General features: G+C 70.8%; 25 protein-coding genes. 9 read left to right on the forward strand and 16 right to left on the reverse strand.

Annotated features, from left to right (window positions below):
* Positions 1-85: 85 nt before the first annotated feature.
* Complete coding sequence (locus tag V6S67_RS14310) at positions 86-688, forward strand: CE1759 family FMN reductase (RefSeq protein WP_334210861.1); 603 nt, start codon at positions 86-88, stop codon at positions 686-688.
* Positions 689-1,071: 383 nt separating this feature from the next.
* Here V6S67_RS14310 and V6S67_RS14315 read toward each other — a convergent pair whose 3' ends face one another.
* From V6S67_RS14315 to paaA, 6 genes are all read right to left on the reverse strand, one after another.
* Positions 1,072-1,848, reverse strand: coding sequence for an enoyl-CoA hydratase/isomerase family protein (locus tag V6S67_RS14315; protein ID WP_334211610.1), 777 nt, complete (start codon positions 1,846-1,848; stop codon positions 1,072-1,074).
* Positions 1,849-1,911: 63 nt separating this feature from the next.
* The gene (gene paaE, locus V6S67_RS14320; protein ID WP_334210862.1) at positions 1,912-3,042 is read right to left on the reverse strand and encodes a 1,2-phenylacetyl-CoA epoxidase subunit PaaE; all 1,131 of its coding nucleotides are present in this window, start codon (positions 3,040-3,042) and stop codon (positions 1,912-1,914) included.
* Positions 3,042-3,548, reverse strand: coding sequence for a 1,2-phenylacetyl-CoA epoxidase subunit PaaD (gene paaD / locus V6S67_RS14325; RefSeq protein ID WP_334210863.1), 507 nt, complete (start codon positions 3,546-3,548; stop codon positions 3,042-3,044). The genes paaE and paaD overlap by 1 nt, the downstream gene beginning before the upstream one ends.
* Complete coding sequence (gene paaC / locus V6S67_RS14330; RefSeq protein ID WP_334210864.1) at positions 3,548-4,366, reverse strand: 1,2-phenylacetyl-CoA epoxidase subunit PaaC; 819 nt, start codon at positions 4,364-4,366, stop codon at positions 3,548-3,550. The genes paaD and paaC overlap by 1 nt, the downstream gene beginning before the upstream one ends.
* Positions 4,363-4,710, reverse strand: a complete 348-nt coding sequence (gene paaB / locus V6S67_RS14335; RefSeq protein ID WP_334210865.1) for a 1,2-phenylacetyl-CoA epoxidase subunit PaaB — start codon at positions 4,708-4,710, stop codon at positions 4,363-4,365. Before paaB ends, paaC begins: the two co-directional genes overlap by 4 nt.
* Complete coding sequence (gene paaA, locus V6S67_RS14340) at positions 4,707-5,693, reverse strand: 1,2-phenylacetyl-CoA epoxidase subunit PaaA (RefSeq protein WP_334210866.1); 987 nt, start codon at positions 5,691-5,693, stop codon at positions 4,707-4,709. The genes paaB and paaA overlap by 4 nt, the downstream gene beginning before the upstream one ends.
* A 119-nt stretch (positions 5,694-5,812) precedes the next feature.
* Here paaA and V6S67_RS14345 point away from each other — a divergent pair, with 119 nt between their 5' ends.
* The gene (locus tag V6S67_RS14345) at positions 5,813-6,424 is read left to right on the forward strand and encodes a TetR/AcrR family transcriptional regulator (protein ID WP_334210867.1); all 612 of its coding nucleotides are present in this window, start codon (positions 5,813-5,815) and stop codon (positions 6,422-6,424) included.
* Positions 6,425-6,485: 61 nt separating this feature from the next.
* Here the strand turns inward: V6S67_RS14345 and paaZ are convergent, their stop codons facing one another.
* Genes paaZ through V6S67_RS14365 form a run of 4 tightly spaced genes read right to left on the reverse strand, consistent with a single transcriptional unit; the run spans position 6,486 to position 11,550 of the window.
* Positions 6,486-8,573, reverse strand: coding sequence for a phenylacetic acid degradation bifunctional protein PaaZ (paaZ, locus tag V6S67_RS14350; RefSeq protein WP_334210868.1), 2,088 nt, complete (start codon positions 8,571-8,573; stop codon positions 6,486-6,488).
* Positions 8,574-8,627: 54 nt separating this feature from the next.
* Positions 8,628-9,599 carry a 3-hydroxyacyl-CoA dehydrogenase family protein gene (locus V6S67_RS14355; protein WP_334210869.1) on the reverse strand — a complete coding sequence of 324 codons (972 nt, stop codon included), beginning with the start codon at positions 9,597-9,599 and terminating at the stop codon, positions 8,628-8,630.
* Entirely contained in the window at positions 9,596-10,342 is a 747-nt protein-coding gene (locus tag V6S67_RS14360; RefSeq protein WP_334210870.1) for an enoyl-CoA hydratase/isomerase family protein, read from the reverse strand. Before V6S67_RS14360 ends, V6S67_RS14355 begins: the two co-directional genes overlap by 4 nt.
* Positions 10,342-11,550, reverse strand: a complete 1,209-nt coding sequence (locus tag V6S67_RS14365) for a thiolase family protein (protein ID WP_334210871.1) — start codon at positions 11,548-11,550, stop codon at positions 10,342-10,344. The genes V6S67_RS14360 and V6S67_RS14365 overlap by 1 nt, the downstream gene beginning before the upstream one ends.
* 182 nt (positions 11,551-11,732) lie before the next feature.
* Here V6S67_RS14365 and V6S67_RS14370 point away from each other — a divergent pair, with 182 nt between their 5' ends.
* Complete coding sequence (locus V6S67_RS14370) at positions 11,733-13,928, forward strand: S9 family peptidase (RefSeq protein WP_334210872.1); 2,196 nt, start codon at positions 11,733-11,735, stop codon at positions 13,926-13,928.
* Here V6S67_RS14370 and V6S67_RS14375 read toward each other — a convergent pair.
* From V6S67_RS14375 to V6S67_RS14395, 5 genes are read right to left on the reverse strand one after another with little or no spacing between them, the layout of a single operon-like run.
* Positions 13,859-14,938, reverse strand: a complete 1,080-nt coding sequence (locus tag V6S67_RS14375) for a LacI family DNA-binding transcriptional regulator (RefSeq protein ID WP_334210873.1) — start codon at positions 14,936-14,938, stop codon at positions 13,859-13,861. The two genes, V6S67_RS14370 and V6S67_RS14375, sit on opposite strands and share 70 nt — an antisense overlap.
* On the reverse strand, positions 14,938-16,404 hold the full coding sequence (locus V6S67_RS14380; RefSeq protein WP_334210874.1) for a GH1 family beta-glucosidase: 1,467 nt from the start codon (positions 16,402-16,404) through the stop codon (positions 14,938-14,940). Before V6S67_RS14380 ends, V6S67_RS14375 begins: the two co-directional genes overlap by 1 nt.
* The gene (locus tag V6S67_RS14385; RefSeq protein WP_334210875.1) at positions 16,401-17,315 is read right to left on the reverse strand and encodes a carbohydrate ABC transporter permease; all 915 of its coding nucleotides are present in this window, start codon (positions 17,313-17,315) and stop codon (positions 16,401-16,403) included. The genes V6S67_RS14380 and V6S67_RS14385 overlap by 4 nt, the downstream gene beginning before the upstream one ends.
* On the reverse strand, positions 17,312-18,301 hold the full coding sequence (locus V6S67_RS14390) for a carbohydrate ABC transporter permease (RefSeq protein ID WP_334210876.1): 990 nt from the start codon (positions 18,299-18,301) through the stop codon (positions 17,312-17,314). Before V6S67_RS14390 ends, V6S67_RS14385 begins: the two co-directional genes overlap by 4 nt.
* A gap of 3 nt (positions 18,302-18,304) precedes the next feature.
* Positions 18,305-19,597: an ABC transporter substrate-binding protein gene (locus V6S67_RS14395; RefSeq protein WP_334210877.1), complete on the reverse strand. Its 1,293-nt coding sequence runs from the start codon at positions 19,595-19,597 to the stop codon at positions 18,305-18,307.
* 458 nt (positions 19,598-20,055) lie between these two features.
* Between V6S67_RS14395 and V6S67_RS14400 the strand changes: the two genes are divergently transcribed.
* Together V6S67_RS14400 and V6S67_RS14405 are read left to right on the forward strand one after the other, a co-directional pair.
* Positions 20,056-20,487: a PaaI family thioesterase gene (locus V6S67_RS14400; protein ID WP_334210878.1), complete on the forward strand. Its 432-nt coding sequence runs from the start codon at positions 20,056-20,058 to the stop codon at positions 20,485-20,487.
* Positions 20,484-21,443 (forward strand): SGNH/GDSL hydrolase family protein, encoded by a 960-nt coding sequence (locus V6S67_RS14405; RefSeq protein ID WP_334210879.1) that lies wholly within the window; start codon positions 20,484-20,486, stop codon positions 21,441-21,443. The genes V6S67_RS14400 and V6S67_RS14405 overlap by 4 nt, the downstream gene beginning before the upstream one ends.
* 37 nt (positions 21,444-21,480) lie before the next feature.
* On the opposite strand, the gene V6S67_RS14410 is transcribed toward V6S67_RS14405, so the two are convergent.
* Complete coding sequence (locus V6S67_RS14410; protein WP_334210880.1) at positions 21,481-22,161, reverse strand: TetR/AcrR family transcriptional regulator C-terminal domain-containing protein; 681 nt, start codon at positions 22,159-22,161, stop codon at positions 21,481-21,483.
* A 106-nt stretch (positions 22,162-22,267) separates the two neighbouring features.
* On the opposite strand from V6S67_RS14410, the gene V6S67_RS14415 reads away from it, so the two are divergent.
* From V6S67_RS14415 to V6S67_RS14430, 4 genes are all read left to right on the forward strand, one after another.
* Positions 22,268-23,035, forward strand: coding sequence for a DUF4386 domain-containing protein (locus V6S67_RS14415; protein WP_334210881.1), 768 nt, complete (start codon positions 22,268-22,270; stop codon positions 23,033-23,035).
* Between the two features lie 182 nt (positions 23,036-23,217).
* Positions 23,218-23,655, forward strand: coding sequence for a VOC family protein (locus V6S67_RS14420; RefSeq protein WP_334210882.1), 438 nt, complete (start codon positions 23,218-23,220; stop codon positions 23,653-23,655).
* 49 nt (positions 23,656-23,704) lie between these two features.
* Positions 23,705-24,658, forward strand: coding sequence for a 1,4-dihydroxy-2-naphthoyl-CoA synthase (locus tag V6S67_RS14425; protein WP_334210883.1), 954 nt, complete (start codon positions 23,705-23,707; stop codon positions 24,656-24,658).
* A gap of 7 nt (positions 24,659-24,665) precedes the next feature.
* Complete coding sequence (locus V6S67_RS14430) at positions 24,666-25,796, forward strand: AMP-binding protein (RefSeq protein WP_334210884.1); 1,131 nt, start codon at positions 24,666-24,668, stop codon at positions 25,794-25,796.
* Positions 25,797-25,834: the final 38 nt, after the last annotated feature.

The raw sequence follows: 25,834 nt of genomic DNA on the forward strand, positions 1-25,834 counted from the left end.
AGGCGGACTCCAGCGGAGGCGGGCGCCCTGCACTCCCCCGGCGGTGCCGGGGAATGACGGACCGCGCCATCACGTTCACCAGAACATGCAAAGCTATGGAACTGGGCCGGTCCAGACCACACCGGAGAGGGTCGGACTCGTGGTGGTGGCGGCAGGGGTGAGCACCCCGTCGTCCAGTCGGCTGTTGGCCGACCTGCTCACCGAGGAAGTGGTGGCCGCCCTCGCCCCGGCCGGGACGCACGTGGAACCCACGGTGATCGAACTCCGGGACCTGTTCGGCGACATCGCCGCGGCCTTCACCGGCCCGGCCAGCGACCGCCTCGAAGAAGCCCTCGCGACGGTGGGGTCCGCCGACGCGCTCGTGGTCGTCACGCCTGTCTTCGCAGCGTCCTACAGCGGGATGTTCAAGGCGTTCATCGATCTGCTCGATCCTGCCGCGATCGCTGGAACGCCGACGATCATCGGCGCGACCGGTGGCAGCCTCCGCCACGCACTGGTGCTGGATCACGCGCTGCGACCGCTGTTCTCCTACCTGCGCGCACAGGTGGTGCCGACAGCGGTCTTCGCGACGGCGTCCGACTGGGCTGCCGAGGCGGATGCGCAGGCCCTGCACGACCGTGCACGCCGAGCGGCCGACGAACTCGCACGGGCCCTGGGCAGCAGCGCGGCATTCGCTCTCGCGGGCTGATCCCCCGACCGGCTCCAGAGCAGGACGCCGCCGGCAGGCTGGTCCCCCGACCGGCTCCTGAGCAGGACGCCGTCGACAGGCTGATCCCCCGACCCGCTCCAGAGCAGGACGCCGCCGGCAGGCTGGTTCCCCGGCCGGCTCCTGAGCAGGACGCCGCCGACAGGCTGATCCCCCGACCCGCTCCAGAGCAGGACGCCGCCGACCGGCTGATCCCCCGGCCGGCTCCAGAGCAGGACGCCGCCGACCGGCCCGGGAAGCTGACCGCAGCCGTTCACGCGGACGAGAAGGACGGCCCGTGGCATCGCAGCGTCCGGTGGACGCCTGGCCCAGGAACCCCGAACGCTGAACGGCGTGGAGCCTGCCGCCGTGGAGCCTGCCGGCGATCAGCGGAAACGCGGCGCCCGCTTCTCCCTGAATGCTTCCAGGCCCTCGCGGTAGTCGTCCGAGGCACCGAGCACGCCCTGGATGTCGTTCTCCCCCCGGATGGCGTCCCACAGGCCGAGGCGCTCGTCCCGGATCCGGCCGACGAGCTGCTTCGAGGCGACGAACGCCTGCAGCGGACCGCTCGCAGCGCGCCTGGCCTTCGATCGCGTGAGGTCCAGCAGGTCCGCCGCGGGGACGGCCCGGCTGAACAGGCCTCCCGCGACGGCCTCCGCGCCGCTCATGAGGTCCCCCGTGTACATGAGGTCGAGGGCGCGGTGCGGGCCCAGCCGCTCGGTGAACAGCCAGTGCCCGCCCGAGTCGAGGACGAGCCCCAGGTTGGCGAAGGGCGAGCCGATCTTGGCGTCCTCCGCCACGTACACGACGTCCGTCGCGAGGAGCAGGCCGAGTCCGACGCCGAGGCACGCACCCTGGGCGGCGGCGAAGGTGGGCGCGGGGAAGTCGGCCATCGTCCGCAGCAGGGGTGTCAGCACCCCAGCCAGGAAGCCGTGGGCGTCGTCGGACCCCGGCGTGATGGAGCCGAGGTCCCGGCCGGCGCAGAAGGCCCGGCCCTCGCCGCGCAGCACGAGGGCCCGGACGGTCCCCTCGCGGACGCCGGCAGCCGCTTCGGCGTACACCGCGGCGAGATCGGTGAGCGCCTGCCCGTCCACGGCGTTGAGCCGGTACGGGGCGGCCAGGACCACCTCGGCGATGCCGTCCGCGATGTCCAGCCGGACCATGCCGGAGGCAGCATCGGCGCCCGACGACGCCGGATTCTCGGATTGTGCGGACATCAGGCGCTCCTAGGCGTCGTAGTCGACCGTGACGGTGTCGCTGGTCGGGTGGGCCTGGCAGGTGAGGACGAAGCCGGCCGCCACCTCGTCGGGCTCCAGGGCGTAGTTCTCCTCCATCGCCACGGACCCCTCGACCACCTTCGCACGGCACGTCCCGCACACTCCCCCGGCGCAGGCGAACGGCACGTCGGGGCGCACCCGCAGCGCGGCGTTGAGGATCGATTCGCGCGCATGCGTCGGGCTCTGCACGGACCCCTGGAGTCCGTCGAGGTTGAAGGAGATGGTGTAGTTCTCGCCGGCGGCGTCGGTCACGACCGGCCGGCCGATGCTTCCTTCGGGCCGGGCCGGCTCGCCGGTGGTGAACAGCTCGAACCGTACCGCGTCCGCGGGTACGCCGCGCTCGGCCAGGAAGTCCCGGCACAGCTGCACGAGCTCGAACGGGCCGCAGAGGAACCACTCGTCCACCCGGTCGGTCGCGATGACCGTGCCGAGCAGCTGCTCGAGCTTCCCGGCGTCGATCCGGCCCGAGAGCAACGGCGAGATGCGCTGTTCGCGGGACAGGACGTGGTGCACCGCGAAGCGGGAGGGGTAGCGGTCCTTCAGGTCCGCGAGCTCCTCCAGGAACATGACGTCCATGGCGGCCCGGTTGGCGTAGACGAGGTCGAACCGGACGTTCGGGCCGCTCCCGAGCATGGCCCGGGCGATCGAGATGACCGGCGTGATGCCGGATCCGGCAGCGACGGCCACGAGTGAGACGGCCTGCTGCCCCGGCGTCGTGCGGGGTGTGAACTGGCCGAGCGGGCTCATCACGTCGAGGGTGTCCCCGGCCTTGAGGGACTCATTGGCCCAGGTGGAGAAGACCCCGCCGAGATCGCGCTTGACCGCGACCCGCAGTTCACCCGGACGCGGATCGGCACAGATCGAGTAGCTCCGCCGCACCTCCTTCGGCTCGCCGTCGATCTCGAGCCTAGTGCGCAGCGCGACGTACTGCCCCGGGAGGTAGTCGTACCTGTCCTGCAGGTCGGCGGGTACGTCGAGTGTGACCTCGACGGCGTCCTCCGTGAGGCGACGGACGCTCCGGACGGTGAGGCTGTGGAAGGCGCTGCGCCGTTTGGTCGAGGGGGCGAGGACGACGGCCATCAGTGCACCTTGAAGTAGTCGAAGGGTTCCCTGCAGGCGTTGCAGACGTAGAGCGCCTTGCAGGAGGTGGAGCCGAACCGCGTCATCTCGCGGGTGTCCAGCGACGAGCACTGGGGGCACTTGACGCTCAGCCCGATCCGCACGGGACCGGCGGCGGCCTTCCCCGTGGGCGGGGCGATACCGTACTCGGCGAGCTTGGCCTTGCCGTCGTCGCTCATCCAGTCGGTCGTCCAGGCAGGCGAGAGCGTGAGTCGGACGGCGACGTCGTCGTACCCGGCGCGGTGGAGAGCCGCCGTCACGTCGTCACGGATGGCGTCCATCGCGGGGCAGCCCGAGTAGGTGGGGGTGATGGTCACCCGGACCTGTCCCGACTCCGTCACGCGGGCGTCGCGGAGGATGCCCAGGTCCTCGATGGTGAGTACGGGGATCTCCGGGTCGCAGACGGTGGCCGCGACATCCCAGACGGCGGCGTGGGTCCCGGCCACGGGACGCAGGTCGGCGATCATCACCACGACGCTCCCGGGTGTTCGCGGGCGAGGACCTGCATCTCGGCGAGGATGTAGCCGAGGTGCTCGCTGTGGCGGCCGAGGCGTCCCCCGCCGACGGCGCCGGGCACGGCCGGGAGCTCGAGGTCGGCCTCGTCGAGGACGGCCTGCACCGCTGCGTCGAACGGCGCCCGGAGGCTGCTGGGGCGCACGCCGGCGTCGCCGAGCGCGTCGATGAGCGGGTAGTCGGCGAACAGCTCCTCGACGTAGGGCCAGGTGAGCGTGAGCCCGGCGATCATGCGCCGGCGCGATTCCTCGGTGCCGAGCGCGAGCCGCAGCACCCACTGGATGCTGTGGTCGCGGTGGTAGTCGACCTCCTTGACGGCCTTCGCTGCGATCGCGGCGAGCGTCGGGTCGGTGGAGCCGGCGAGCCGCGAGTACAGCTCCCACTGGTAGAGGGCGACGACGAGCTGCCGCGCGATGGTCCGCGCGAAGTCGCCGTTGGGCTGCTCGACGAGGTGCACGGAGCGGAACTCGGGCTCCCGCCGGAAGTAGGCGAGGTCGTCCTCGGTCCTGTCCCAGGCCCGTCCGGCATAGGTCAGGAAGGAGCGGGCGTGGCCGATCTGGTCGAGGGCGATGTTCGCGAGGGCGACATCCTCCTCGAGCTCGGGAGCGCGGGAGATCCACCAGCCGAGGCGCTGCGCGAGGATCAGGGCGTCGTCGCCCAGCCCCAGCGCGTACTGCGCGACGGCGTCGGCGGGCCGGGTCTCGAGCAGCGCGATGTCCTCGGGGCGCAGCGCGTTGCCCGGGGTGATGCGGGTGGCGCTGGCCTCGCTCACAGGTGCTTCACCCCTTCGCTCTTCGTGTAGTACGTGGCATGGCGGTAGTCCTTGCCCTGCGGCGATTCGAAGAAGGCGTCCTTCGCATCGGGATCGCTGGTGATGATGGACGACGCCGGGACCACCCAGAGGCTCACTCCCTCGTTGCGCCGCGTGTAGAGGTCACGCGCATTGCGGACGGCCATCTCGGCGTCGGGCGCATGCAGCGATCCGGCGTGGACGTGCGAGAGGCCGCGCGAGGACCGCACGAAGACCTCCCAGAGCGGCCAGGCGGCGCGTGCCTCCTGCGGGCCCGTGGACGGTGCCGTCGCGCCGTCGTCACCCGTCGTCGATCCACCGGTCATCTCAGGCCGCCTTCGCCCGTCGTGAGGGCCCGCTTCGCGGCGTAGGCCGCTGCGGCCTCGCGCACCCAGGCGCCCTCCTCATGGGCCTCACGGCGCCGCTCGAGGCGCTGCGCGTTGCAGGGGCCACGGCCGGCGAGGACCTCCTTGAACTCGTTCCAGTCCAGCGGCCCGTGCTCCCAGTGTCCGGTCTCCTCGTCGTAGCGGACGTCCTCGTCCGGCAGCTCGAGTCCGAGGACCCTGATCTGCTCGACCACCATGCCGACGAAGCGCGAGCGCAGCTCGTCGTTCGAGAAGCGCTTGATCTTCCACTCCATCGACTTCTGCGAGTTCGGCGACTCCTCGTCCGGCGGGCCGAACATCATGAGCGACGGCGCGTACCAGCGGTTCACGGCGTCCTGCGCCATGGCACGCTGCTCGGGCGTGCCGTTGGCGAGCTCGAGCAGGATCTCGAAGCCCTGCCGCTGATGGAAGGACTCCTCCTTGCAGATGCGGACCATCGCGCGCCCGTAGGGTCCGTAGGAGGCGCGGCAGAGCGGCACCTGGTTGCAGATCGCGGCGCCGTCGACGAGCCAGCCGATCGCACCGATATCCGCCCAGGTCAGGACGGGGTAGTTGAAGATGCTCGAGTAGCGGGCCTTGCCGGCGATCAGGTCCTCGGTCATCCTGTCGCGCGGGGTTCCGAGGGTCTCGGCGGCCGAGTAGAGGTACAGGCCGTGGCCCGCCTCGTCCTGCACCTTGGCCATGAGGACGGCCTTGCGCTTCAGGGACGGCGCCCGCGTGATCCAGTTGGCCTCGGGCTGCATGCCGATGATCTCGGAGTGCGCGTGCTGGGAGATCTGGCGGGTCAGCGCCCTGCGGTAGTCCGCAGGCATCCAGTCGCGGGGCTCGATCCGGGAGTCCCGGGCGATGAGTTCGTCGAAGAGCCGCTCGCCGTCGGCGTCGTGGTCCGCACGGCCTTCCGGGGTCGTCACTGTCGTCGTCATGGTGCCTGGCTCCCTCGTCTTGGCCTCCGGTTTATTTACCGACCGTTCGTTCAGTATAGGGAGGGCTTCCGGGGAGGGTCAACGGCCTGCTGACCGAACGGTCGTGCAAAAATGACAGCATGACCGTCGCCGAGCCCACGCCGCCCCCGACCCGCCGTGGGCGCCCGGGCTACGACCAGCAGTCGGTCCTCGCCGTCGCGGTCACCGCCTTCAACCGCCACGGCTACGAGGCGACGTCGATGGGGATGCTGGCCGAGGAGCTCGGTATCAGCAAGTCGGCCATCTACCACCACGTCCCCTCGAAGGGCGACCTGCTGCGGCTGGCCCTCGACCATGCGCTCGGCGGACTCGAGGCGGTGCTCTCCGCCCCCGGGGCGGCCGCCGGCGCCGCCGACACACGCCTGGAGTTCGTGCTCCGCGGGACCATCGCGGTGCTGACCGAGCGGCTCCCCTTCGTCACACTGCTGCTGCGGCTGCGGGGCAACACCGAGGTGGAGCGCGAGGCGCTCGAGCGCCGGCGCGCGTTCGACCGCGAGGTGGCCGCGCTGGTGGACGCGGCGCGCCACGAGGGCTCCATCCGCAGCGACATCGACCCCCGCACCACCACGCGCCTGATCTTCGGCACCATCAACTCGATCGTGGAGTGGTACCGGCCGGGAGGGCCACTGACGGCCGCGAAACTGGCCGACGACGTCATCGTCATGGTGTTCGACGGGCTCCACCGGCGCTGATGCCCCTTCCCGCCGACCGGACCGGACGGCGGGATCCTCCGGCCGGGACCGTGTGCGGGAGCTACTTCTCGACGAGGGTCAGGACGTCGTAGGTCGCCACGATCTCGTCGTCCTGGTTGTGCAGGACGGCGTCCCAGGCCACCTCGCCGTACTCGTCCGTTTCCCGCGGCGTGATCCGCTTGGCCGTCAGCGTGACACGGATCGAATCACCGGCCGCGACCGGCGTGATGAACCGCAGGTTCTCCAGGCCGTAGTTCGCCAGCACCGGTCCCGGCGCAGGGTCCACGAAGAGGCCGGCCCCCCAGGAGAGCAGGAGGTAGCCGTGGGCCACGATGCCCGGGAAGAAGGGGTTGGCAGCGGCCGCCGCCTCGTCGGTGTGGGCGTAGAAGGTGTCACCGGTGGTCTCGGCGAACGCACTGATGTCCGCCAGCGTCACCTGTCGCAGTCCGGAGCGGACGGCATCGCCGATGCGCAGCGTGGCGAGGTCCTTGCGGAACGGATGGCCGTCGTCGAACCGTCGGTCGGCACCCGTGTGCCACTCCCCCGTGATACTGGTGAGCATGTTCGGGGACCCCTGCACCGCGGTGCGCTGCATGTGGTGCAGCACCGAGCGCATACCGCCGAGCTCCTCGCCGCCGCCCGCACGCCCCGGTCCGCCGTGCACGAGGTGCGGCACGGGCGAACCGTGCCCCGTGGAGGTCCGCGCGTCCTCGCGGTTGAGGATCAGGACGCGGCCGTGGTGCGCCGCGATGCCGAGCACGAGGTCCTGCGCCACCGCCGGGTCGTTCGTGCAGACCGTGGCTACGAGCGAGCCCGAGCCGAGGGCCGCGAGGCGGACGGCGTGCGGGAGGTCGTCGTAGCCGATGACGGACGCGACCGGACCGAAGGCCTCCACCGAGTGCAGCGCGCCGGCCTCGACGTCCTTCCACGTGAGCAGCACGGGCTCCATGAAGGCGCCCCCCGGCGCCTTGCCGAGGGTGTTGTCCGCGAGCACGACGTCGGGGGCGTCGAGCGAACCGAACGCCACCGCTGCGCCGCCGGCGATCAGCTCCCGGACGGCGTCCTGCACGCCCTCCAGCTGCGCGAGCGATGCGAGCGCGCCCATGGTGACGCCCTCGGCCCTCGGGTCGCCGAGGGTCACCCGCGAGCGGATCCGCTCCCCCGCGGCCCGCACGACGTCGTCGACGAGCGCTTCGGGCACGATGGACCGGCGGATGCTCGTGCACTTCTGGCCGGCCTTGACCGTCATCTCCGTGACCAGGGACTTCACGAAGGCGTCGAACTCGGGCGTACCGGGGACGGCGTCGGGGCCGAGGATCGCGGCGTTGAGGGAGTCCGTCTCGCAGGTGAAGCGCACCCCGCCGCGCGCCACGGACGGATGCGCCTTGAGCAGGTCGGCGGTGGACGCGGAGCCCGTGAAGGACACGAGGTCCCGGTAGTCGAGGTGGTCGAGGACGTCACGCGCCGGGCCGGAGATGAGCTGCAGCGAACCCGGCGGCAGGATCGCGGAACCGACGATGAGCTTCACGACGGCTGCGGTCAGGAAGCCGGTGGGCGTCGCGGGCTTCACGATGGTCGGTACGCCGGCGAGGAAGGCGGGGGCCAGCTTCTCGAGCATGCCCCACACGGGGAAGTTGAAGGCATTGATCTGCACCGCGACGCCGGGGATGCGCGTGTGGATGTGCGTTCCGAGGAAGGAGCCGTCCTTCGAGAGCACCTCGGGCGGGCCGTCGACGATCACGTGGGAGTTCGGCAGCTCGCGGCGCCCCTTCGACCCGAACGTGAAGAGCACGCCGATGCCGCCGTCGATGTCTACCATGGAGTCGACCTTCGTGGCGCCGGTCTTCGCGGACAGCTCGTACAGGGGGTCGCGGTGCGCGTTCAGGTACTGCGCGAGCTCCTTGAGCTTCAGGGCGCGCTCGTGGAAGGTGAAGCGCCCTAGTTCGGCCTGGCCGGTGCTGCGCGCGAACCGGACGGCGGCGGCGGTGTCGATGCCGGCCGTGCTGACGACGGCGAGCTCCTCGCCGGTGCTGGCGTCACGGACCACGGTGCCGTCACCGTCCGCCGCGGTGCGGTCCGGCGTCCACCAGGCATCCTCGATGAAGCTGGGGACGACGTCGATCTGTACTCGTTCCGGGGCGGTGGTCATGTCCGCTCGCCTTTCACTGGTGCTGCCGGGGATGGGGGTCGGGGTGTGGCCGGGTCACGCCGACGGCGGGGCATCGTCCCACGCGAAGAAGCCGTGCCCGGTCTTGCGGCCGAGCTGGCCGCGGGCCACCTTCTCGCGCAGGATCGCCGGCGGGGTGAAGCGCGGCCCGAGGGTCGAGGCGAGGTACTCCGCGATGCCGAGGCGGACGTCGAGGCCCACGATGTCGGTGGTGCGCAGCGGCCCGACGGGGTGCCTGTAGCCGAGGACCATCGCTGCGTCGATGTCCTCCGCGCTCGCCACACCCTCCTCGAGCATGCGCATGGCCTCCAGGGCGATGGCGACGCCGAGCCTGGAGCTGGCGAAGCCCGGGGAGTCGCGCACGACGACGGGCGTCTTGCCGAGCGCACCCACCCAGGACCGCGCGGCGGCCTCGAGCTCTGCGGACGTCCGGGCTCCGAGCACCACCTCGATCAGGGTCGATGCCGGCACGGGGTTGAAGAAGTGGAGCCCGCAGAACCGGTCGGGGCGCTGCAGGACGTCGGCGAGCGCGTCGACCGAGAGGGAGGAGGTGTTCGTCGCGAGCCACGCGCCGTCGTCGAGGACGTCCTCGACCGCCCGCAGCGCCTGCCGCTTGAGGCCGAGGTCCTCCGGCACCGCCTCGACGACGAGGCCGCGGGAGGCGAACGACGCGTAGTCCGTGGACACCGCCACGCGGCGGGTCAGGTCGGCCAGTGGTTCCGCCGTCGTGCCGCGGTCCACGCTGCGCGCGAGGGCCTGCGTGACGCGTGCGAGGCCCGCCTGCGCTGCGTCGTCGTCGCGTTCGACGACGACGACGTCGGAGCCTGCCAGGCAGAACGCATGCGCGATGCCGGCACCCATCCTGCCGCCGCCGAGGACGCCGACGCGTGCCGGCACACCCTGAGCGCCCTGTACACCCTGGGCAGGGTGTCCAGCCGCTGGGTCGGCGCCACGCCCCGGGGCAGCGGGCACGGCATCCCGGGCAGTCCCCTCGGGCACGGTACTCATGAGCTCTTCCTCCGGTCCAGGAACTGCTGCATGCGGTCGAACTTGGCGTCCGACTCGAAGAGCACGGCCTGCGCGAGCTGGTCGATCACGGGGTGCGCCTCCCTCGGTGCGTGGAACACGCTCTTGGTGATCCGCACGGCCAGGGGGTCCTGCCGGCCGATGCGGTCCGCGAGGGCGTGGGCTGCCTGCAGGAGGTCCTCCGGTGCGTGGATCTCGGTGATGAGCCGGGCGGCCAGGGCCTCCTCGGCCGTGAGGACGCGCCCGGCGAGGAGGATCTCCTTGGCGAGCGGCTCCCCCACCAGCTCCTTCAGCCGCCAGGTGGCGCCGGCGGCCGGGAGGATGCCGAGGCCTGTCTCGGGGTTGCCGATCCTCAGCCGGGGCGTGCCGAGCCGGAAGTCCGCGGCGAACGCGAGTTCGGCGCCGCCGCCGAGCGCGTAGCCGTCGAGGGCCGCGATGACGGGCATGGGCAGGGCCGCGATGCGCGCGAAGAGCGTCGAGTTGATACCCGCGAGGGCGTCGTCGCGCCGGCGCGCGCGCAGTTCGGCGATGTCGGCACCTGAGGCGAAGACGCCGTCGGACCCGGCGAGGACGAGGGTGCGCGGGGTCCGTTCGAGGTCCGCGCAGACGGCGTGCAGCTCGTCGACCATCCGGCGGTCGATCGCGTTGCGTGCCTCGGGGCGGTGCAGTTCGACGACGAGGGCATTCGAGCCGGCGCCCTCGGTGACCCTCAGCGACGACGGCATCAGACGGCCTCGACGAGCATCGCGGTGCCCTGGCCGACGCCGACGCACATCGTCGCCAGGCCGAGCCGCCGGGACGTCCCGGTGAGTTCGCGCTCCATGCGCCCGAGCAGGGTCACGGCGATGCGCGCTCCCGATGAACCGAGGGGGTGGCCGAGCGCGATCGCTCCGCCGTCGCGGTTCACGATGCCCTCGTCGAGCCCGAGCCGCCGGATGCAGGCGAGCGACTGCGTGGCGAAGGCCTCGTTGAGTTCGACGGCGCCGAGATCGGAGACCGCGAGGCCGGTCCGCTCGAGGACCTTCTGCGTGGCGGGCACGGGCCCGATGCCCATGATCTCCGGCGGCACGCCCGCGGAGGCGCCGTCGAGGATGCGGGCGCGCGGGGTCAGGCCGTAGCGTGCGAGGGCGGCTTCCGAGGCGACGATGACGGCGGAGGCGCCGTCGTTGAGGGAGCTCGAGTTGCCGGCCGTGACGATCCCGTCCGGACGGACCACGGGACGGAGCCCCGCGAGGACGTCGAGGGTCGTGTCGGCGCGCGGACCCTCGTCGGTGTCCACGGACGTCGATGTCTTCCCGCGGTTGACCTGGACGGGCACGATCTCGTCGGCGAAGCGTCCGGCCTCGATGGCCGCGAGCGCCCGCTGGTGGGAGCGGAGCGCGAACGCGTCGGCGTCGTCGCGCGTGATGCGGTCCAGGGCGGCGAGTTCCTCGGCGGTCTCGGGCATGGAGTAGGTGGCCTTGTCCCGTGCGGCGAGCTTCGGATTGGTGAAGCGCCAGCCGATCGAGGTGTCCAGGACGGCCCCGGGCCTGGCGAAGGCCCGATCCGGCTTCTCCATGACCCAGGGTGCGCGGCTCATCGACTCGACGCCGCCCGCGACGACGATGTCCGCGGCCCCGGACTTCACCATGTGCGAGGCCATGATGATCGCCGAGAGCCCGGAGGCGCAGAGGCGGTTGACGGTGATGCCGGGGACGCTGTCCGGGAAGCCCGCGAGCAGCGCGGCGAGGCGCGCCACATTCCGGTTCTCCTCGCCGGCGCCGTTCGCGTTGCCGAGGATCACCTCGTCCACGACGGCCGGGTCCAGGCCAGCACGCTGCACGACGGCGTCGAGCACGAGCGCCGCGAGGTCGTCCGGCCGCACGCCCGAGAGGGCCCCGCCGTACCGGCCCACCGGTGTGCGGACACCGCCCACCAGGAAAGCCTCGGCCATGATCGTCTCCCTCGTCGTCTCAGGTCCTGCATGTCGCCCTGCGGACGAATTACCGAACGTTCGTTCTGTAAAGGCCCGCTCCAGAATTGCATGCCGGTTCGGCACGGTCAACCAGGAGCGGGCCGCACTGCCGCTCCTGCGCCGCCGCGGACCGCCGGAGCGGCAGTGGCAAGATGGGAGCCATGACCGTCGACGCCACCGCGCTCCAAGTCCCCGTCCCTCCCCCGGCCAGGAAGGTGCCGCACGAGCGCACCCACCACGGCGACACCGTCGTGGATCCCTACGAGTGGATGCGCGAGAAGGAGGACCCCGAGCTGATCGGGTACCTCGAGCGCGAGAACGAGTACACGGAGGCCGTGACCCGGCACCAGGAGCCGCTGCGCGAGGCCATCTTCACCGAGATCAAGGACCGCACCCAGGAGACCGACCTCTCCGTGCCCGCCCGCAAGAAGGGCTGGTGGTACTACTCGCGGACCGAGGAGGGGAAGCAGTACGGGATCCAGTGCCGCGTGGCCGCTGAGGACACGGGCGACCTGGGCCGTGACTGGACGCCGCCCGAGGTGGTCCCCGGCCGCCCGGTGCCGGGCGAGCAGATCATGCTCGACGGCAACGAGCTCGCCGAGGGCAAGCCGTTCTTCTCCCTGGGCGGCCTCTCGGTGACGGAGGACGGCACGCGGCTTGCATACAGCGAGGACAACGCGGGCGACGAGCGCTTCACGCTGCGCATCAAGGACCTCGGGACGGGCGAGCTGCTGCCCGACGAGATCCCCGACGTCTTCTACGGGCTGTCCTTCTCCCCCGACGGCAGCCGCGTCTACTACACCGTCGTCGACGACTCCTGGCGTCCGTACCAGGTCCGCTCCCACATCCTCGGCACGCCCGTGGCCGACGACGTCGTCGTCTACCAGGAGGACGACGTCGCCATGTGGACGGGCTTCGAGGTGTCGGCCGACCGCACGCAGCTCCTCATCAGCATCGGCTGCTCGGAGTACAGCGAGTACCGGGTGCTCGACCTGGAGCACCCCGAGGCCGGGCTCACGCTACTGATCTCGCGGGACGAGCGCATCCTGTACGACGCCGAGCCCGTGCGCGTCGACGGCGTGCCGCACTACCTCCTGACCCACGACCGCGACGCGAAGAACTCCATGGTGAGCCTCGTCGCGGCGGACCAGTTCTCCCGGCCCCTCGCCGAGCAGCAGTGGACGACGGTCATCCCCCACGACGACGCCGTCCGGGTGGACGGCCTCTCCCTCACGCGGACGCACGTGGTGCTCTCGGTCCGCAAGGACACCATCGAGCGCGTGCAGGTCCTCCCGCTGGCCGGTCTCGGCACCGCGGACCAGGGCCTGCCCGCCGAGCCGGACTTCGACGAGGAACTCTTCACGAGCGCCCTCGCCAATGCCGAGTTCGACTCCCCGATCATCCGCCTGTCCTACACCTCGTACCTCACGCCGCCGCGGGTCTACGACTACGTGCTCGAGGACGGCTCGCTGGAACTGCGCAAGGAGACCGAGGTGCGCGGCGGGTACGATCCCGCCGCGTACGTCGCCGAGCGCCAGTGGGCGCCGGCCGCCGACGGGACGATGATCCCGCTGTCCGTGGTCCGACGGGCCGACCTCGCACGGGACGGCAGCAACCCCGCGGTGGTCTACGCGTACGGCAGCTACGAGATCAGCATGGACCCGGCCTTCTCGGTCGCGCGGCTCTCCCTCCTGGACCGCGGCATCGTCTTCGTCACGGCGCACATCCGCGGCGGCGGCGAGATGGGCCGCGGCTGGTACGAGCAGGGCAAGAAGCTCGCCAAGAAGAACACCTTCACCGACTTCGTCGATGCCACCACGTACCTCGGCGGGTCGGGGTGGGTCGACCCTGCACGGATCGCCGCGATGGGCGGATCGGCGGGCGGCCTGCTCATGGGCGCCGTCGCGAACCTGGCGCCGGAGAAGTACCGGGCCATCGTGGCGCAGGTCCCCTTCGTGGACGCGCTGACCACCATCCTCGATCCCGACCTGCCGCTCTCGGCGCTCGAGTGGGAGGAGTGGGGCAACCCGATCACGGACCCGGCCGTGTACCGCTACATGAAGGAGTACACGCCCTACGAGAACGTGCGGCCCGTGGCCTACCCCCGGATCGCCGCCGTCACGAGCTACAACGACACCCGGGTGCTCTACGTGGAGCCGGCGAAGTGGGTCGCCCGGCTGCGCGAGACGGCCACCGGCACCGAGCCGATCGTGCTCAAGACCGAGATGGACGGCGGCCACGGCGGCGCGAGCGGCCGCTACTCCCGCTGGCGCGACGTCGCCTGGGACTACGCGTTCGTCGCGGACGCGGTGGGGGCCACCGAGGTGCTGGCGCGTTCCACGAGCTCGGTGGAGTAGATGACGGGCTCCGGGTGCGAGCCCGGGGCCTCGATCTCCTCGAGGAGCATCGTCCCCGCCTTCACGGCCATCTCGACCATGGGCTGCGTGATCGTGGTGAGCGGCGTGGCGGCCGTCTCGGCGACGGCATGGTTGTCGTAGCCCATGAGCGCGATGTCGCCGGGCACCGTCCTGCCGGCGGCGTGGAGCGCCTCCAGCACGCCGAGCGCCATGAGGTCCGAGGCCGCGAAGATCCCGTCGATGTCGGGGTCCTCGGCCAGCAGCCGGCGAGCCGCCGCGGCTGCCCCGTCCGTGGTGAAGTCGGCGTGGACCACGGGCCCCTCGGGCAGTCCGGCCTCGGCCAGGCCCGCCTTCCAGCCGCGCAGGCGGTCGACGGCGGCGGTCATGTCGGCGGGCCCGGCCACCGTGGCGAGGCGGCGCCGGCCGATGCCCGCGAGATGCTGGGCGGCCAGGCGCCCGCCGCCCACGTTGTCGGTGTCCACATACGTGACGTCGAAGGTCGTGTCCCACGGCCGTCCGATGAAGATGGTGGGAAGACCGGTCTCCGCGAGCGATCTCGCCCACGAGTCGGCCTTGTGGTGCGAGACCACGATCGCCCCGTCCACGTGGCCGCCGCGCAGGTAGCGCAGGGTGCGGGACGAGTCGTCGTCGGTCCTCGACATCAGCAGCACCAGCTGCACGTCGGTCTCCCGGAGCGCCTCCGTGATGCCGGTGATGACGACGGCGAAGAAGGGGTCCATCATGACGCGGACGTCAGGCTCCGGGATGACCAGCGCGATCGAGGACGTCCTGCGGGTCACCAGGCTGCGGGCCGCCCGGTTCGGGATGTACCCGAGGTCGACGACCGCACGGTCCACCGCTGCCTGCGCCTCGGGGCTGACGCGCTCGCCGCCGTTGATGGCGCGGGAGGCGGTGGACCGGGACACCCCGGCCGCCACGGCGAGGTCCTCGAGCGTAGGGCTCGAGCGTGCTGTGACCTGTCGCAGCGGCCGGGGCGGGGAGGTCTTCATCACCTCGACAATACGACACCGGCCCGCTCGGCGTCCGGTGACGACGCGTCGGGCACCGTGTTCGAGGCGGCCAGGCGCGCGTACCAGAGGGCGCTCGCCTTCGGGGTGCGCTCCTGCGTCCCGTAGTCCACCCGCACGAGGCCGAAGCGCTGGTGGTAGCCCCAGGCCCACTCGAAGTTGTCCATGAGGGACCACGCGAGGTAGCCGCGCAGGTCCACGCCGTCGTCGATCGCGTCCTTCATGGCCCGCACGTGGACGTCGAAGAAACCGAGGCGGTCCTGGTCGTCCACGAAGCCCGTCTCGTCGGCGACGTCGTTGTAGGCGGCGCCGTTCTCCGTGATGTAGATCGGGATGCCCGCCGGGCCCGTGTACTCGTCCTGCAGCCGGTTGAGGAGGCGGCGGAGCCCGTCGGGCTGCACCTCCCAGTCCATCGCGGTGACGGGCAGGCCGCGCGGCACGGAGCGTACACCGTGCGCAGCGACGTAGGGAGAGGAGACGGGCCGCTCCAGGGGCGCGTGGCCCTCCTGCGGCGCTGCCTCGCCCGACGGCGACTTCGTGACGGCCTCGCCGTGGTAGTAGTTCACGCCGAGCACGTCGATCGGGGTCCCGATGATCTCGAGGTCGCCCTCGCGGATGTAGTCGGCCAGGCCCAGGTGCTCGACGTCGCGGAGCACGTCCTCCGGGTATGCGCCACGCAGCACGGGATCGAGGAAGATCCGGTTGAACTGCCCGTCGATGCGGCGGGCGGCGTCGCGGTCCTCCTCGCTGTCCGGGTCCACGGGATCCGGCACGGTGAGGTTCAGCGTGATGCCGAGCGTCGCATCGGCGTCGCGCCGGCGCAACTCCTGCGTCGCGAGCCCGTGCCCGAGCAGCAGGTGGTGCGCGGCGGCGAGGGCCGCCGTCGGCTCCTGCCGGCCTGGAGCGTGCACGCCGGCCGCGTAGCCGAGGAACGCCGCACACCAGGGCTCGTTGAGGGTGGTCCAGATCCGGACGCGGTCACCCAGCGCCTCGTGCATGACAGCGGCGTACTCGGCGAACCGGTACGCGGTGTCGCGGTTCGTCCAGCCGCCCTTGTCCTCCAGGGCCTGCGGCAGGTCCCAGTGGTAGAGGGTGAGCCACGGCTTGATGCCGGCCTCGAGGAGCTGGTCGACGAGCCCGGAGTAGAAGCGGATGCCCTCGGCGTTCGGGGTGATGCCGTCCGCCATGCAGCGGGACCACGACGTCGAGAAGCGGTACGCCTGCAGGTTGAGGCTCTTCATCAGCGCGACGTCGTCCGCCGACCGGTGGTAGTGGTCGCACGCGACGTCGCCGTTGTGCGCATCCGCCACGGCTCCCGGGACGCGGGTGAACGTGTCCCAGATGGACGGCCCCCTGCCGCCCTCCTGCGCCCCGCCCTCGATCTGGTACGCGGCGGTCGCCGCACCCCAGAGGAAACCCTCGGGAAAGGTGATCTCGGTGCTGCTCATCCTTTGACTGCTCCTTGCATGATTCCTGATACGAGTTGACGTCCTGCCACCGCGAAGAGCAGCAGCAGGGGGATGGTGGAGAGCACCGCTCCGGCGAGCACGATCGAGTAGTCGACGAAGTGCGCGGCCTGGAGCAGCTGCAGTGCCACCGGGAGGGTGGGGTTGGACGGATCCAGCACGATGAACGGCCAGAAGAAGTTGGTCCAGGTGGCGACGAACGTGAAGAGGGCGAGCATCGCCGCGGCCGGCCGAGCTGCCGGGAGTCCCACGTGCCAGAACGCCTGGATCATCGACGCGCCGTCGATCCGGACGGCCTCGATGAGCTCGTCCGGCAGGGCGTCCCTGAGGTACTGCGTCATCCAGAACACCCCGAAGGCCGTGACGACGCCGGGGATGATCACCGCCCAGAGCGAGCCGGTCCAGCCGAGCTTCGCCATGACGATGAACAGCGGCACCACGCCGAGCTGGGTGGGGACCGCCATGGTGGCGATCACGAACACCAGCAGGCCCTTGCTGCCGCGGAAGCGGAGCTTGGCGAACGCGAATCCGGCGAGGGTGGAGAACAGGACCACGGATACCGCCGTGACGGTGGAGACGATGATGCTGTTGCCGAGCGCCTTCCAGAACGGGATGGTGTCCAGCACGCTGGCCGCGTTGGCGAAGAAGTTGCCGCCCGGCACCAGGGGCACGCCCTTGCTGATGACCGAGCTGTCGTGGCTTCCCACCAGGAACGACCACCAGAGGGGGAACACCGAGCCGAGGATCACGGCTCCCAGGAACCCGTAGGTCAGGAATCCGGGACGCCGCATGGTGCCGCCGGGGGCACCGCGGCGTCGGGAGCCGAGGCCCCGCTGGGCGGCGCGGGCGGCCCCCTTGCCCGCGGTCTGTTCGATCATGGGGATGGAGCTCATCGTCGGCCTCCCTGGGTGGCGATGCGGCGGGTGATGAGGAAGTTGGCCATCGCGATGAGAACGATGATGAGGAACAGCAGCCAGGCCACGGCAGAAGCCCTGCCGAAGTTGCGCTGTCCCCAGCCGAGCTCCCAGATGTACATGGTGAGCGTCTGCCACTGGCGGTCGGCGCCGCCGAGACCCGCCTGGTCGAACACGCGCGCCTCGTCGAAGATCTGGAGGCCACCGATCGTCGCGGTGATCACCACGAAGATGATGGTGGGGCGGAGCATCGGCACGGTCACCGAGAAGAACTGCCGGAGGCGTCCGGCGCCGTCGATCGTCGCCGCCTCGTAGACGTCCCTGGGGATGGCCTGCATGGCGGCGAGGAAGATCAGGGCGTTGTAGCCCGTCCAGCGGAAGTTCACCATGGTGGCGATCGCCGTGTGACTCGCGAGCGAGTCGGAGTGCCAGCGGACCGGGTCCAGCCCCATCCCCGTCAACAGCTCGTTGAACAGGCCTGCCTGATCAGCGAAGAGGTTGTTGAAGATCAACCCAACGGCCACGGGGGCCACCACGAACGGTACGAGGACGCCCATCCGCCAGAACGTCTTGGCCCGGAGATTCGCATCGAGCACCGCCGCGATGGCGATGGCGAGGACGACCTGCGGGACGGACGAGAGGAGGAAGATGCTGAACGTATTGCCTACCGCGTTCCAGAAGAACGGCTGCGCGAGGACGAACTCGTAGTTCTCCAGTCCCGTGAACTTGCCCTGGCCCCCGATGAGGTTCCAGGAGTGGAGCGAGACCCATGCCGTGTAGGCGAGGGGGAACAGGCCCGTGATCGCGAAGAGCACGAAGAACGGCGAGATGTAGAGATACGGGGACAGCTTGACGTCCCACTTCGACACCTTCTGGGAGAAGGCGAGCCGCTTCACACTCTTGTCGCGTGAGGCACGCTGGTTCGTGTTGGGGGGTGGGGTTTGGACCCGGTCCGTGACGGCCATGGGCTACAGAGCGCCTACAGCGGTGACGAACTTTTCCCAGGAGGAGGCGGGGTCGTCGGTCTTGTCGACGTCGACACGGGTCAGTGCCTGCTGCATGGCGTCGTTGACGGCGAAGTACTTGGGGCCCTTGAACGGCGTGACCTCGACGGCGGTGGCCCGGTTGGCGAGGATCTCACCGGTCGGGGCGTCGTTGAAGAACGCGTTGGTCTGGCCCAGGAGTGCATCGCTCTCCAGCGCTTCGACCTGGCTGGGGAAGGTGCCCTTGGACTCGAACGCCTTGACCTGCTGTTCCGGGGCGGTGAGCCACTCGGCGAGCTTCTTGGCCTCGGCCTGGTTGGCGCCCTGGGTGGGGACGGTCAGGTAGGACCCGCCCCAGTTCCCGCCGCCGCCGGGGAAGACATCGGCGATGTCCCAGCCCTCGACGCCCTCGGCGTTGCCCTCGATGACGCCGAGCATCCAGCCGGGGCAGAGCTTCGTCGCGAACGCGTCGGACTGGAAGCTGGCCACCCAGTCGTCCTCCCACTGCGTGAGGTGCGCGGAGAGGCCGTCGGTGACGGAGGCCTGCAGGACCTGCTCGTAGATGTCCTTGACGTCGGGGTTCTCGGTGGCGATGAGCGTGCCGTCGTTGTCCTCGTACGCGTTCTGGACCTGGTTGATCATGCCCTGGTAGGTGGCTCCGGCGGAGTCGAACCAGGCGGTGCCGCCGCTCGCGGCGACGAACTTCTTGCCGGCGTCGAAGTAGTCCTGCCAGGAGCCGTCGAGCATCTCCGCGACGGATTCGCGGTCGCTGGGGAGACCGGCCTTCTCGAACAGGTCGGCGCGGTAGCAGACGCCCTGGGGTCCGGCGTCGGTACCGTAGCCGATCAGCTGACCGTCCTCGGTGGTGGCGGCAGCGGTCTTCCAGTCGAGCCAGCGGCCCTCCACGGCGGGGTCGCTGAGGTCGGCGAACTGGTCGGGGTACTCGAGCAGCTCGGGCAGCCAGTCGACCTCGATGCCCTCGATGTCCGACAGGCCGGAGCCGGCGGCGAGCCTCGTGGTGAGGTTGTCGCGGGCCTCGTTCGAGGTCGCGGCCTTCTTGTGCTCGATGGTGACGTTGGGGTTGAGCTCCTCGTATTCGGTGAAGAGCTCTTCGTAGCCGAATTCGTTGAACGTACCGACGGACAGGGTGACGTCCTCGGTGCCGGTCTCGCCTTCGACGCCGGCGTTGTCCGAACCGCCGGATCCGCAGGCGGTGAGGGCCAGGGCGAGGCATGCCGCCGTGGCGGACAGTGCGGTGATACGTGCTCTGCTGTGCACGGATGACTCCTTTGTCAGGGTTGGATCCCACCGCCTGGTGCAGCGGGTTCAGGGTGGTTCTTCCCGGGGCTCGGCGTCCGGGCGGGACGTGGGCCTGGGCCCGTCGATCGGGCCTGGTCCAGGACTGGGGTGGCGGCGGCAGGTCCCGGGAGCACCCGGGACCCACCGCCGGTGCGAGTGGATACTGCAGACGGAGACCGGAATCCGACCGGGAGATCAAATCCGGTGGGAGCGCTCTCACGCTGTCGGACCATCCTGACTGTGACGCACGGCACTGTCAAGTGGGAGCGCTTCCACGGGCATCATGTTCTCCGTGAAGTCAGCGTCGTCGCAGGTCAGAGCCCCTCCCGCGGGCGTCGCGTGATCGGATCGTTATCCGAGCATGCCCACCTCGCCCCGTCCGGCGCGCCGCTAGAGTGGCGAATGCCCTCTTCCCCGAGCCAGGAGCACCGGTCCCGATGACACATGAATCCCTCTCCCCCTGGACCATCGTTCTCGGGGAGCTCGACGAGAAGATGGGCGTCCGGATCCTGGAGCAGTCCGTCGAGCGCGTCGTGGCCACCATGCCGGTGGCCGGCAACCGGCAGTCCTTCGGCCTCCTCCACGGCGGCGCCTCCCTGGCCGTCGGCGAGGCGGTCGGTTCGTGGGCGGCAGTGATCCACGCCTCGACGCTCGGGAAGACCGCCGTCGGAGTGGATGTCTCCGCCACACACCACAGGGGCGCCCGTGAGGGCACGGTGACCATCACGGCGACGCCCATCCACCTGGGGCGCACCCTGACCACCCACGAGGTGCTGCTCACCAACGAGGCGGGGCAGCGCCTCTGCACCCTCCGCATCACCAACCTGCTGCTCGACAGGCCCATCCCGGCCGGTACCGTGGAGGGATGAGCAGGCTCTGGCCGTCCGGGTCCCGCGCCGCCCTCCTCGCCGTCGTCGCCCTCGCCGCGACCCCGGTGCTCGGCGGTTCCGCCGGCCCCGCTGCAGCACCGCGGGACGCGCTCTCCTACGTCGCGCTCGGCGACTCCTACGCCTCCGGATTCGGGGCCGGGTCCTACACCGACGGCTGCGGCCGGTCCCCGCTCGGCCTGCCCGGCCTGCTGGACGGCGGGGAGCAGGTGGACCTGATCGCGGATGGCACGTGCGCCGGTGCGAGGGTCATCACGGACCCCGGTGCTGCCGGCGATCGTCGCGACCTGCCGGAGCAGGTCGCGCAGACCGTCGCCGACGGCGCCCTGTCCACCGGCACCGATCTGGTGAGCATCTCGGCCGGCGGGAACGACGCGGGCTTCGGTGAGGTGGCAGCGGTGTGCGCCTCGCAGCCTCCGGCGATCTGCTCGGAGGTGATCGCCGCGCGGAACACGACGTCGCTTCCCGCGCTGGCAGGAGCCCTGGACGCCCTGTACGCAGACATCCGCGTCGCGGCGCCGGCCGCCACGGTCCTCGTCACCGGATACCCGCACCTCTTCTCCCCGGCGTTCGGGGACGAGGTCATCCCCCTGGCCTCGCAGGAGGCGTTCAACACCGGCACGGACGGGCTCAACACCGTGATCCGGGAGCGCGCCGAGGCCGCCGGCTTCGTGTTCGTCGACCTCGTGCCGGCCTTCGACGGCCACGGCCTCGGCTCCCCCTCACCGTGGATCACCCTCCGTGCCGGTGCGAGCGACAACCTCCACCCCACCGCCGAGGGCTACCGGGACGGGTACTACCCGGCAGTGCGCCGCACCGTGGACCTCGACCGACTCCAACGCCGGCACCCCGGTGACCGGCCGCGGGCGGCACTCACAGGGTCCCCGGATGCGGCACGTGATGCTCGACCCGGGGGCGGCGCGTCCTGCATCGCCTGACCGCGGGCACCGGGCCCACCGCCGTATCCATCCGGCCTCAGACCGAGCGCCACGACGTCCGCAGTGCGTCGATCCCGTCCAGGAGTACCTCCAGCCCGACGACGAACTCCTCGTCGTAGTCGTAGCCGGACCGTGCCAGTTCCACGACCACCTCCATCAGGTAGGGGTACAGCGCCGCGACCTCGGGGGGCTGCCCCTCCCGTGTCGCGGCAGCCGCCTCGGCGGACTCCTCCGGCGTCTCGAACGACAGGGTCTTCTGCTGCAGGGCGAAGCCGTACACGTAGGCGTCCAGGGCGGAGGTGACGTGGACGGTGGCCCGGAAGGAGAAACCGCTCTCGCGCAGGCACCCCATCATCGCGTTGTGCTGCCGCAGGCTCTCGGGCCCCGGAGGGCCGTGGGCCTCCATCAGGCCGATGGCCCAGCGGTGCCGGGTGAGCGCGGCCCGCAGTGAGACGGCGCGCTCGCGCATGGCCCGCTTCCAGCCCCGTTCCGCGGCCGGCTCGGTCACCTCGCCCCAGATGATGTCCACCATCCCGTCGAGCAGGTCCTGCTTGTTCGCGACGTGTTTGTAGAGCGCCATCGGGACCACCCCGAGGCCCTGGGCGAGCGTGCGCATGGTGAAACCGTCGATCCCCACGTCGTCCGCGAGCTCGATGCCCGCGCGCAGCACAGCCGGCCGACTGAGCCGGCGCCGCCCGGGCGCCTCCTGCTGGGCCATGGATGCTCCTTCCCGGGTACCGACTGATCCGTTGACAAAGTGTACGTGATACACCTACGGTCGTCCCGATAGTGTACGCCGTACACATCAGGCCGACAGGAGCATCATGACATCCGACGCCAGGGCTGCGCGCACAGCCGGGATCTTCTTCCTCCTCACGTTCGTCTCGGCGATCGCGGGCGCCATACTCTACGCGCCGGCGCTCACCGATCCCGGGTACGTCGAAGGGCCGGGGGCGGATGTGCGCATCCTCCTCGGCGTCGTGTGCGAGATCGTGCTGGTCATCACGAACATCGGGACGGCGATCGTCCTCTTCCGCGTGCTTCGTCGCCACCACGAGGCGGCAGCCCTCGGCTACGTCGCCGCGCGGATCATGGAGTGCGCCCTCATCGTCGTCGGGATGCTCGGCATGCTGACCGTCGTCACCCTCCGCCGGTCCGTGGCCCAGGGGGACGGCGGGGACAGCGAGTCGTACCTGCCGGTGGCCCGTGCCCTCGTCGCCCTGCATGACTGGACGTTCCTCCTCGGCCCCGGCTTCGTCGTCGGGATCGGGAACGGCCTGCTGCTCGGGTTCCTCCTGTACCGGTCGGGCCTCGTGCCTCGTCGGATGGCGCTGCTGGGCCTCATCGGAGGGCCGCTCATGTCGGCATCCGGGATCGCCGTGCTCTTCGGTGCCTACGGGCAGACGTCGGTCTGGTCCGGATTGGCCACACTCCCGGAGATCGCGTGGGAGGCATCGCTCGGGATCTACCTCACGTTCGTGGGGTTCCGGCGGAACGGCCCCGAGGGAGCCGACGGTGCCGAGGGTGCCGAGGGTGCCGAGGGTGCCGAAGGTCCGGTCGGGGAGGCAGCAGCATCACACCCCGCTCCGTGATGGTCTCCGCATGCGGGCCAGGGCCCGCAAGCGCGGCCGGATCACACCCCGGACGACACGTCGACCGTGGTCCCGGGCGGGCAGGTCCACCGGTTCCGGCGCAGGACGACCAGGACGACCCGGACGCAGGACACCGCCTCCCGGATCTTCCGGAACGACGCCGCGGGCCCTACCCTGTGGCCATGCCCTTCTCCCTCCAGATCTCGCTCGACTGCAAGGATCCCCACGCCCAGGCGGACTGGTGGGCGGAGACCCTCGACTGGGTGGTGGAGCCCACCGACGAGGCGTTCCTCGACAGGATGATCGCCGAGGGCCATGCCCGTCCGTCGGACGTGATCGAACGCCATGGCAGGCGTGTCTGGAAGGACGGCACGGCGATCTGCCGTGCGGACGACGTGGGGCGGCCGGGCCGCGAGCGCATGCTCTTCCAGCCGGTCCCCGAACCGAAGACCGCGAAGAACCGCATGCATGTCGACATCAACCTCGCCGGTGCGGACCTGGACGAACAGCGTGCACGGCTCGAGGCGAGGGGCGCCCGCTACGTGGAGCGGCACTCGCAGGGCCCCCACACGTGGTACGTCATGCTCGACCCGGAGGGCAACGAGTTCTGCATCGCGTGACTGCGGGCGCCGGGGCCGCCGTCCCCGGCCGCGCGGCTAGACTCGACGGGTGACTTCAGAGCTTCCCGCCAAGGTATCCGACATCTTCGACCCCACCCGCTGGCGGGTCGTGACGGGGTTCGAGGACTTCACGGACCTGACGTACCACCGAGCGGTGGAGCGCGACGCCGCAGGCGCCGTGGTGCGCGACCTCCCCACCGTGCGCATCGCCTTCGACCGACCCGAGGTACGCAACGCGTTCCGCCCGGGCACCGTGGACGAGCTCTACCGGGCGCTCGACCACGCCCGGATGTCGCCCGACGTCGCCACCGTCCTGCTCACCGGCAACGGCCCGAGCCCCCGCGACGGCGGCCACTCCTTCTGCTCCGGCGGGGACCAGCGCATCCGTGGCCGCGACGGCTACCGGTATGCCGGGGGCGAGACGACGGAGACCATCGACCCGGCGCGTGCCGGTCGGCTCCACATCCTCGAGGTCCAGCGGCTCATCCGCACCATGCCGAAGGTCGTCATCGCCGTGGTCAACGGCTGGGCGGCCGGAGGTGGGCACAGCCTCCACGTGGTCGCGGACCTGACCATCGCCTCCGCGCAGCACGGCCGGTTCAAGCAGACCGACGCCACCGTGGGCAGCTTCGACGCCGGCTACGGCTCCGCCCTCCTGGCCCGGCAGATCGGCCAGAAGAAGGCGCGGGAGATCTTCTTCCTGGCGCGCGAGTATTCCGCACAGGACATGGTCGAGATGGGCGCGGTGAACGAGGCCGTGGACCACGCGGCCCTCGAGGAGACCGCGCTCGCATATGCCGCGGACATCGCCCGCCAGAGCCCGCAGGCCATCCGCATGCTCAAGTTCGCCTTCAACCTCCCCGATGACGGTCTGGCGGGCCAGCAGGTCTTCGCGGGTGAGGCGACCCGCATGGCGTACATGACGGACGAGGCGGTGGAGGGCAAGGAGGCGTTCCTCGAGAAGCGGGCCCCCGACTGGTCCCCGTTCCCCTACTACTTCTAGGAGCGGCGTGGAACTCCTCCCCGTCCACACCCCCGAGGGCTTCGACCCCCTCGGGTTGCTGAAACCCCTCGCCGCTGCCCTCGCGGGCGAGGGACCGGCGGTCGCACCCCATGTGCGGCCGGACCAGGCCTTCGACGGCACGCTGCCGAACGACGAGATCGCAGCGGTGATCAGCACGTCCGGTTCCACGGGCGTGCCGAAGCAGACGATGCTCAGCGTCGACGCCCTGGCCGCGTCCGCCATGGGTACCGCCTTCGCGCTCAAGGCCGAGGGGCAGTGGCTGCTGACGCTCCCCGTGCACTACGTCGCCGGCTTCCAGGTGCTCGTACGGTCCCTGTTCGCCGGTACGCAGCCATGGGTCATGGACTCGACCGCGGGCTTCACACCGGAGGCCTTCACCACTGCCGCGGGAGAACTGACCGACCGCGTCCGGTTCACCTCGCTGGTTCCGACACAGCTCCACCGGCTGCTGGCCGACCCGTCACCGGAGACCCTCCGCGTCCTGCGCCGGTTCGACGGGATCCTCCTCGGCGGCGCTCCGGCCGGTGCGTCGCTGCGCTCCCTCGCCCGCAGCCACGACCTGAAGGTCGTCGAGACGTACGGCATGAGCGAGACCTGCGGCGGGTGCGTCTACGACGGCACACCGCTCGACGGCGTCGAACTCCGCTCGGTGGACGGCCGCCTGCGGATCGGCGGGCCCGTGCTGGCCGACGGCTACTTCGGCGCATCGGACCTCACCGCGGAGAAGTTCGTCTTCAACTCCGGTGAGCGCTGGTTCGTCACCGACGACGCCGGCGAGGTGGCACGCGACGGGTCGGTCACCGTGCACGGGCGCCTCGACGACGTCATCATCACGGGCGGCCTGAAGGTGTCCGCGGCGAGGGTCTCCGACGTCATCGAGGCACTGGCCGGGGTGGAGCAGGCCCTGGTGCTCGGCATCTCCAGTGAGGAATGGGGCACGGCCGTGGCCGCGGCGGTGGTCGGCGACGTCGATCCCGCGGTCATCCAGCAGGCCGTCCACGTCGAACTGGGAGCGCACGCCGTCCCCAAGGCCATCGTCTCCCTCGCCGCCCTGCCCCTGCTGCCGGGCGGCAAGCCCGACCGCCGCGCCATCTCCACGCTCCTCGAACGCGCCTAGGCGTCCCACCCCGCTCCCCCGCTCGACCCGACGACAAG

Source organism: Arthrobacter sp. Soc17.1.1.1 (genome assembly GCF_036867195.1).
In the GTDB taxonomy this organism is placed as follows: Bacteria; Actinomycetota; Actinomycetes; order Actinomycetales; family Micrococcaceae; genus Arthrobacter_D.